The 8729-nt window shown below is 49.6% G+C and carries 8 protein-coding genes and 3 pseudogenes; 5 read left to right on the top strand and 6 right to left on the bottom strand.

Going from position 1 to position 8729, the window contains the following annotated elements; genetic code table 11:
- Window positions 1–283 (bottom strand): annotated as a pseudogene (locus tag BHE85_RS06310) (transposase); the annotation flags it as partial.
- A gap of 73 nt (window positions 284–356) precedes the next feature.
- Here BHE85_RS06310 and BHE85_RS06305 point away from each other — a divergent pair.
- Window positions 357–620, top strand: a pseudogene (locus BHE85_RS06305) (melibiose:sodium transporter MelB); the annotation flags it as partial.
- Between the two features lie 138 nt (window positions 621–758).
- On the opposite strand, the gene BHE85_RS06300 reads toward BHE85_RS06305, so the two are convergent.
- The 5 genes from BHE85_RS06300 to BHE85_RS06280 all read right to left on the bottom strand — a co-directional run bounded on the left by BHE85_RS06300 (window position 759) and on the right by BHE85_RS06280 (window position 7491).
- Window positions 759–1388, bottom strand: a complete 630-nt coding sequence (locus BHE85_RS06300; protein ID WP_000198754.1) for a DUF2238 domain-containing protein — start codon at window positions 1386–1388, stop codon at window positions 759–761.
- A 122-nt stretch (window positions 1389–1510) separates the two neighbouring features.
- Window positions 1511–3157, bottom strand: a complete 1647-nt coding sequence (gene fumB, locus BHE85_RS06295) for a class I fumarate hydratase (RefSeq protein ID WP_000066666.1) — start codon at window positions 3155–3157, stop codon at window positions 1511–1513.
- 76 nt (window positions 3158–3233) lie between these two features.
- A complete protein-coding gene (gene dcuB, locus BHE85_RS06290; RefSeq protein ID WP_000899522.1) occupies window positions 3234–4574 on the bottom strand; it encodes an anaerobic C4-dicarboxylate transporter DcuB in 1341 nt (446 codons plus the stop codon).
- Window positions 4575–5143: 569 nt separating this feature from the next.
- Entirely contained in the window at window positions 5144–5863 is a 720-nt protein-coding gene (gene dcuR / locus BHE85_RS06285; protein WP_000073189.1) for a two-component system response regulator DcuR, read from the bottom strand.
- Complete coding sequence (locus BHE85_RS06280; protein ID WP_001216454.1) at window positions 5860–7491, bottom strand: sensor histidine kinase; 1632 nt, start codon at window positions 7489–7491, stop codon at window positions 5860–5862. The genes dcuR and BHE85_RS06280 overlap by 4 nt, the downstream gene beginning before the upstream one ends.
- Before the next feature lie 180 nt (window positions 7492–7671).
- Here BHE85_RS06280 and yjdI point away from each other — a divergent pair, with 180 nt between their 5' ends.
- The 4 genes and pseudogenes from yjdI to BHE85_RS06260 form a co-directional block, all read left to right on the top strand.
- Window positions 7672–7902 carry a 4Fe-4S mono-cluster protein YjdI gene (gene yjdI, locus BHE85_RS06275; RefSeq protein ID WP_000371700.1) on the top strand — a complete coding sequence of 77 codons (231 nt, stop codon included), beginning with the start codon at window positions 7672–7674 and terminating at the stop codon, window positions 7900–7902.
- An 11-nt stretch (window positions 7903–7913) separates the two neighbouring features.
- On the top strand, window positions 7914–8186 hold the full coding sequence (locus tag BHE85_RS06270; protein ID WP_000405647.1) for a GNAT family N-acetyltransferase: 273 nt from the start codon (window positions 7914–7916) through the stop codon (window positions 8184–8186).
- A gap of 226 nt (window positions 8187–8412) precedes the next feature.
- Window positions 8413–8508 (top strand): annotated as a pseudogene (ghoS, locus tag BHE85_RS06265) (type V toxin-antitoxin system endoribonuclease antitoxin GhoS); the annotation flags it as partial.
- Window positions 8509–8564: 56 nt separating this feature from the next.
- On the top strand, window positions 8565–8729 hold a 165-nt coding region (locus tag BHE85_RS06260; protein WP_047664789.1), incomplete at its 3' end, for an IS1 family transposase.

Raw genomic sequence — 8729 nt, 5'->3', positions numbered from 1 at the left:
AGTCTGACATCAAGAGCGCGGTAGCCTTTTTTAATATTTCATTCTCCATTTCAATGCGTTGTAGCTTTTTCCTCAGCTTACGTATTTCGATTTGTTCTGGTGTTATCGGAGAGGCTTTTGGTGTTTTGCCCTGACGCTCATCACGCAGTTGTTTGACCCATCTTGTCATTGTGGAAAGGCCAACATCCATAGCTTTGGCGGCATCTGCCACCGTGTATTTCTGGTCAACAACCAGTTGAGCGGATTCGCGTTTAAACTCTGCGCTAAAATTTCTTTTTTTCATTGGAGCACCTGTGTTGTTCTGAGGTGAGCATATCACCTCTGTTCAGGTGGCCAAATTCAGTGTGCCACTTCACATTGCGGTTGTGTTAGGGATGATTGGCTATGTACCGAATGTTGAACAGTCTACGCAAGCCCTATTAGGTATGCAGTTTATTATGATTGCTCTACCAACTCTGTTTTTCATGGTAACGCTGATTCTCTACTTCCGTTTCTATCGCCTCAATGGTGACACGCTGCGCAGGATCCAGATCCATCTGCTGGATAAATATCGCAAAGTACCGCCCGAGCCTGTTCATGCTGATATTCCGGTCGGTGCAGTGAGTGATGTGAAAGCCTGACGTGGACAATAGCTAACGAAAATGGCCTGATGCGATATGTTTATCAGGCCACGTCTTAATGTAATGCTTTGGATTTGCAAATTTTGTAGACCGGATAAGGAATTCACGCTGCATCCGGCATCAACAAAGCGCACGTTGTTATCCGGTTATCAAGCCAAAGCGCCGTAGCTGGCGGCAATGAAAGCGAGCGAGGAATATCACCGTCGTTAATGCGCCAAGCAGCGCGCAGAACATATCGGATTGCGTGTCCCACTGGTCGCCCTGGGTGCCGAGAAAATCATCCGCTCCCTGACCCATTGCCAGCGCCGCCCACCACTCGATTAATTCATACATTGCGCTTATCGCCAGCGCCACGCAGCAGACTAGGAACGCCACCATTTTACGTCCGCGCACGTACATCCCGCGAACGAGAATTTCTCGTGCCACCAGTGCAGGCACCAGCCCCTGGAAAAAGTGCCCCAGCTTGTCATACGGATTACGGCTCAACCCCAGCCATTCCTGCACCTCAAAACCAACGGGGACTTTCGCGTAGGTGTATTGTCCGCCGACCATCAGGATGATGGCGTGAAGGAAAATGAGCGTATAGAGCAGCGGCGTTAACGGATAACGTCTGGCGGTGGCAAGCAGTAGCGGCACGACAATAATCACCGGTGTCACTTCCATCAGCCAGGTGAGTTTGTCATGGGCCGAAATGCCGGTATAAATCAGGATTAATGTTAGCGCCAGTGCGCCGGTGTTAAGAATTAACGGCTTGAGTGTGCGGGTCATGGTGAGTTCGCAAATCAGGGAAAATACTGACTATTCACCAGCAAGCGTGAAATTACAATCGCAAAAGAGGTGGCCCAGGGGGATCACCTGGCAGCATGCTGCCAGGCGCTGGGCCGAAGAGGTTACTTAGTGCAGTTCGCGCACTGTTTGTTGACGATTTGCTGGAAGAAGTCGTTACCTTTGTCATCGACCAAGATAAACGCCGGGAAATCTTCTACTTCGATTTTCCAGATAGCTTCCATACCCAGCTCCGGATAAGCGACGCATTCCAGATGCTTGATGCTCTGCTGCGCCAGTACCGCCGCCGGACCGCCGATGCTACCGAGGTAGAAGCCGCCGTGTTTATGACACGTGTCGGTAACCTGCTGACTGCGGTTACCTTTCGCCAGCATGATCATGCTGCCGCCGTGGGATTGCAGCAGATCCACGTAGGAGTCCATACGGCCTGCGGTGGTTGGGCCAAGTGAACCTGATGGATAACCGGCAGGGGTTTTCGCCGGACCCGCGTAGTAGATCGGGTGATCTTTGATGTACTGCGGAAGTTCTTTACCGGCGTCAATCAGCTCTTTCAGCTTGGCGTGTGCAATATCTCGGCCCACGATAATGGTGCCGGTGAGCGACAAACGAGTGGATACCGGGTATTGCGAAAGCTGGGCGAGGATCTCTTTCATCGGGCGGTTAAGGTCAACTTTCACCGCTTCGCCTTCACCGGCCTGGCGCAGTTCTTGTGGAATGTACTGGCCTGGGTTGTGTTCCAGTTTTTCGATCCAGATACCTTCGCGGTTGATTTTCGCTTTAATGTTACGGTCAGCGGAGCAGGAGACGCCCATGCCGACCGGGCAGGATGCGCCGTGACGTGGCAGACGGATAACGCGAATGTCGTGCGCGAAGTATTTACCGCCAAACTGCGCGCCAAGACCGAGTTTCTGGGCCTCTTCCAGCAGTTCCTGTTCCAGCTGGACATCGCGGAACGCCTGACCATGTTCGTTCCCTTCCGTCGGCAGTTCATCGTAATAGTGAGCGCTTGCTAACTTGACGGTTTTCAGGTTGGTTTCCGCAGACGTACCGCCAATCACAAACGCGATATGGTACGGCGGGCAGGCTGCAGTACCGAGGGTACGCATTTTCTCGACGAGGAAGTTTTTCAGTTTGCCGGGAGTCAGCAGGGCTTTGGTTTCCTGGTAGAGATACGTTTTGTTGGCAGAGCCGCCGCCTTTCGCAACGCAAAGGAATTTGTACTCATCGCCATCTACCGCGTACAGGTCGATTTGCGCAGGCAGGTTAGTGCCGGTGTTGACCTCTTTGTACATGTCCAGCGCCGCATTCTGTGAATAGCGCAGGTTATCTTCGATATAGGTGTTATAGACGCCTTTCGACAGCGCTTCTTCATCACCGCCGCCGGTCCACACGCGCTGGCCTTTTTTACCGACGATGATCGCGATGCCGGTATCCTGGCAGGTCGGCAGCACGCCTTTGGCGGCGATTTCGGAATTTCTTAAGAATTGCAGCGCCACGTACTTGTCGTTTTCGCTGGCTTCTGGATCGTGAAGAATAGCCGCAACCTGTTTCTGGTGTGCCGGGCGGAGCATAAAAGAAGCGTCGTGAAAGGCTTGCTGCGCCAGCAGGGTCAGGGCTTCTGGTTCCACTTTCAGGATGGTTTCGCCGTCGAAGTCGGCAACGCTAACGTAATCGGAAGTGAGTAGATAGTATTCGGTATTGTCTTTCCCCATCGGGAAAGGTGCCTGGTAGATAAAGGGTTTGTTTGACATAGCTTCCAGCCTGTAACTCTGTATTTGTTATTCGAAAATGGCGTGCCGCGTAGTCACGGGCGCACGCAAAGTGCATTTATAAGAACCCGTACATCGCGGCGAAGATCCAGCCGAAGACGCACGATACGCTCACACCAATCAACCCCGGCAGAATAAAGCTGTGGTTGATGACGAAGCGACCGATGTGGGTGGTGCCGGAACGGTCAAACTGAATCGCTGCCAGATCGCTCGGATAAGTCGGCAGGATGTAATAACCGTAGCAAGCCGGTGCTGAAGCCACGATGTATGCCGGATCAACGCCGATCGCCAACGCGACCGGAACAATCGCCGCCAGCGCCGCAGCCTGAGAGTTTACAAACTTGGAAACCAGCAGCAGAACAATGGCATAGGCCCACGGATACTCTTTCACCATTTCACCCAGTACGCCCTGAATTTCAGACATATGCGCACCGAACATGGTTTCTGCCATCCATGCGATACCGTACACCGCCACGATGGCGATCATACCGGAACGGAAGACTTCGTTTTTTGAGATAGACGCGGGATTGGTTTTGGTCAGGATAATAATCAGCGCCCCGGTCAGCAGCATAAACATCTGAATAACCAGTACCATCGACAGCGGTTTGCCGCCGAAGGATGGACGCAGGTCCGAATCAGCACCAAGAAGGGCGACTACAGCGATTGCCCCGAGGAAAATCCACATTGCCAGCCAGTTGCTTTTCGGCAGTTTTTTATCCAGCAGCGTCGCGGTATCACCGTAAACATACTCACGGTTTTCCGGTACGGAGATGAATTTCTGGAACTCTTCGTCTTTATCCAGATCTTTACCACGGAACCAGCTGAAGATACCGATCGCCAGGATACCGATTAACGTCGATGGAATGGTGATTGCCAGCAGGTCGAGGAACTCAAGATGGCGACCATCAAAGGTGACATTACCCAGCATCGCAACCAGAGACACGACCGCAACCGACACCGGACTGGCGATAATCCCCATCTGTGCACCGATAGAACTTGCCGCCATCGGACGTTCCGGACGGATGTTGTTCTTAATGGCGACGTCGTAGATGATCGGCAGAATGGTGTAAACCACATGACCCGTACCGCAAAGAATGGTCAGCGTACAGGTCACAAACGGCGCGACAATTGAGACATATTTCGGGTTGCGGCGCAGCAACTTCTCGGCAATTTGCAGCATGACATCAAGACCGCCCGAAGCTTGCAAGGTCGCCGATGCCGCCACCACCGCAATGATAACCAGCATGACATCAACCGGTGGTTTACCTGGCTGAAGGTGGAAGACGAAGACCAGAATGACCAGACCGATACCGCCTAATAAACCCAGCGCGATACCACCCTTTCTGGCACCATAAAACAGACATATCAGTATTATGATAAGTTGGATAGTAAATAACATGTGTGAACCCTCGCGATAATCCTATTTAAATTTTTGCTGAATAGATCACAGTCACGTTCTGTTTTGTATGAACTGTTTTCAGAGCCTGACTAAATATCCGTTTGGTCGTTACCGGCTTTAGCAAATACCTCACAGTAAATATTGGCTGATTAAAGCAGCGGCAAATTTATGCACTGTGATAAGCGGCTTTTTCAGAGAGAAAAACTCTCTGGCGATGGGTTTATAGTTTGTACTGCGCAGATGTTAATGTTTTGTTTGCTGTTATCTTATTGATATTTATCGGTCTATTTTTTGTTCTCAGGGCAGATATCATTAGGTTTAAAGATTAATCTTATCTACCCATTTGTGGGTGAAAATACACATAATGCGGGTGACATAATAGTTAATTAACTTTTGTTAGCGTTTTGAAATTAAAAACACCGTTCACCTGAAGAGATATTAATTTTTAGCGATGATGGAGGGATAATTATATTTGATCTGCACAAGTTTTACTGATGAAGGATGTAACTTGTGCCAGGGGTATTTTGCATTACGGTAATAATTATTACTTACAGATAACCAGCGATCCGTTATTGGCAATATTGTTTCAGTAGTGAGTAGTGTTCTGCCTGAATACGGTAACGGTAAACCGGACGCCCCGTGACGCCATAATGGATACTGGTGAACAAGATGTGGCAGTTGACCAGCCAGATGAGGTATTTACGGCAGGAAACACGCGAGATGTTAACCTCGTTAGCCAGCTCGTCGGTTGAAAACTCATAGTCCTGATGCGCGTCAATCCACTGGCACAGCGTGCGTAACGTCTGCGGCGTTAAGCCTTTTGGCAAGCGACGAGGATCCTGTTCGTTGGAGCTGCTGCCGTGGATTAGCTGATCAAGCTCGGCCTGGTCATAATACTGATGTTTTTCCAGCGCCATTTTCTTTTGCCGCCAGCCGGTGAGCGCCTCTTCAAAGCGGGAAGCCTGGAAGGGTTTGATCAGGTAATCCACGACACCGTAATGCAGCGAATCTTTAATGGTTGCCGCATCGGCTGCGGAGGAGATGACAATCACATCACTTTTGCAACGCGCGTTATGCAGGACAGGCAGTAAATCGAGCCCGTTCTCTTTTTGCATATAGATATCGAGCAATATCAGGTCGATAGGCGTATCGCTATTGAAGATAATCTCTTTGGCTTTCTCCAGCGTCGAGGCTGTTCCACAGCATTGAAAGCCTGGGATTTGTGCTACGTATCGGCGATTCAGCTCCGCGACCATTGCGTCGTCATCGATAATTAATACATTGCTCATCTGTTTGACCTCTCCCCGTCCCAGGGTATCTGGACAAAAAATTGTGTGAAAATCCCGGGTTCCGATTCCACGGCGATGCTGCCGCCGAGATTTTCTACCTGTTGTTTGACAAGTGCTAAACCGACGCCTCGCTCGCTTCCTTTTGTCGAGACACCTTTGTCAAAAATGTGATCGATTTTGTCGGGTGCGATCCCCGGTCCATCATCGTTAACTTCGCAGTGCAGCCAGCCGTGACGGTAGTGCAATGTTACGCTAATTTCGCCACCGGGTTCCGGCCCTAATGCTTCCAGCGCGTTTTCTATCAGATTTCCCAATGTGGTAATCAGCGTCGCGACCTGGTCCTCACTGCCGCTGTCTGGCAGCAGGCTTTCACTGTTTAAAATCAGCGTATGGCCTAAATCGGTCGCGCGGTTAATCTTGCTGATTAAAAAACCAGCGATAACCGGAGATTTGATCTTACCCAGCAGAGAGCCAATCTCTTCCTTATAGTTATTGGCTGTTTTGAGACTGTAATCTTCCAACTGCTTATAACTCTTCAGATGCAATAATCCGAGAATCACATGCAATTTATTCATAAATTCGTGGGATCGTTCACGAAGTGCATCAGCATAGTTGACCAGACCGTCGAGTCGCTGCATCAGTTTACGAACTTCAGTTTTGTCCCTGAAGGTTGAAATGGCACCGATGATAACGCCATTACTGCGCACCGGAACGGTGTTGATCAGTAATAGCCGGTCTTTAATCGTAATCTCTTCGTCGCGGCGCGGCGTACCGTCGCGTAACACTTCCGAGACATCTACCACCTGTGACCATGAGTGGCTTAGCGTCGACAGTTTCTCATCGTCCTGCGACTTACGGTAATTCAGCAATTCTTGTGCGGCATCGTTGATCAGCGTGACCTCGCCGCGATCGTCCACGGCAACGACGCCTTCTTTGATAGACTGCAACATGGCCTGGCGCTGCTCAAACAGCGTGGAGATTTCGTAGGGTTCCAGGCCGAAAAGGATTTTTTTCAGTACCTTAACCAGAATGCAGGTGCCAATCAGTCCGACCAGCATGCCAAATAATACCGACCAGATAATGCTCCAGCGACTGTCATTGATTTGTTGGGTCACGCGGCTTAACTCAAGGCCGCTCACCACCACGCCAATTTGTTTATGATTTTCATCGTAGATGGGGGTAAATACGCGTAAAGCCTGCGCCAGAAAACCGCGATTGATAGCGACATTTTCTTTGCCATTCAGCGCTTTAAGGATGTCATCACCTTTAAATGGCTGACCAATACGCTGGGCTTCAGGATGCGAGTAGCGAAGACTTTGCATATCCGTAACGACAATAAACAGCAGATCGTTGCGTTTGCGCACGGCTTCCGCGATGGCCTGGATTCCGCTCTCCTGCGGTTTTTTCTGCAAGCCCTGACGGATTTCCGGCGAGTCGGCGAGGGTACGCGCCACTGCCAGTGCCTTGTTGGCCAGCCCGTCTCGTGTCATATCACTGATTTGCGAGAAGTAAATCAGATGCACCACCAATAGCACCGAGAACTGTACCGCGCTGACCATTAAGATCACTGTGGTACTCAATTTCATCGGACGTTTGAGTAACATGCGGTAGGGCAATGAATGTCTCATCAGCTTCCTTGTGTGACAAATTTCTTAAGCATTATCTCTGATGAGGCGGGTAATTCAAAGGGCGTAAGAATGATTGGCTATATAGGGGAAGAGACTCTGGCAACGGAAACTGCCAGTGCTGTATGAAGATTCCAGGGCTATGCTTATAGCGATAATCATACTGATGAGAGAGGGAAAGTCATGGATCAGGCGCTACTGGACGAGGGTTATCGCTGTTATACCGGCGAAAAGATCGATGTCTATTTCAACACTGCGATATGTCAGCATTCTGGCAATTGCGTACGTGGCAACGGCAAGTTATTTAATCTCAAACGAAAGCCGTGGATCATGCCGGATGAAGTCGACGTCGTCACTGTGGTTAAAGTGATTGATACGTGCCCGAGCGGCGCGCTGAAATACCGTCATAAATAAGCGAGGGTAAAATGGAAATACGCGAAGGCCACAATAAATTTTACATTAATGACGAACAGGGCAAGCAAATCGCTGAAATTGTCTTTGTGCCGACCGGAGAGAATTTAGCGATTATCGAACATACCGATGTCGATGAAAGCCTGAAAGGGCAGGGGATTGGTAAACAGCTGGTTGCGAAAGTCGTGGAAAAAATGCGTCGGGAAAAACGAAAAATTATCCCACTATGCCCATTTGCGAAACACGAATTTGATAAAACGCGGGAGTATGATGATATTCGCAGTTGATGGGAGAGTACAGAGTCACGATATTTTTCATGCTCTCCGCGGAGTGATGCAGGAGAGCATCTGAAGGGTAGGGGGATGCACAAAGAATGGGCAGAGAGCGCGTTTTTTTGTCCCACGTCATCCCCTTTACTGAGCAAAAAAAAGAATATCTCCTATATGAGAATCATCAATCGGGGTTAATAAGTTTTGCGTCCCCAGAGCATTCAATATTGATAGGAGTCATATTATGGAAGGTAAAAACAAGTTCAATACTTATGTTGTTTCTTTTGATTATCCATCATCTTATTCCTCAGTGTTCTTAAGGTTAAGATCATTGATGTATGGGTAATGCTGCCAACTTACTGATTTAGTGTATGATGGTGATTTTAAGGTGCTTGCGTGGCTTCCATTTCCATCAGATGTCCTTCCTGCTCCGCTACTGAAGGCGTGGTGCGTAACGGCAAAAGCACTGCCGGACATCAGCGCTATCTCTGCTCTCATTGCCGTAAAACATGGCAACTACAGTTCACTTACACCGCCTCTCAGCCCGGTACGCACCAGAAA

The sequence above is a fragment of the Shigella sp. FC1567 genome (assembly GCF_001743015.1).
In the GTDB taxonomy this organism is placed as follows: domain Bacteria; phylum Pseudomonadota; class Gammaproteobacteria; order Enterobacterales; family Enterobacteriaceae; genus Escherichia; species Escherichia coli.
The sequence above is the reverse complement of the archived record's forward strand: the minus strand, read 5'-3'. Positions and strand labels throughout refer to the sequence as shown.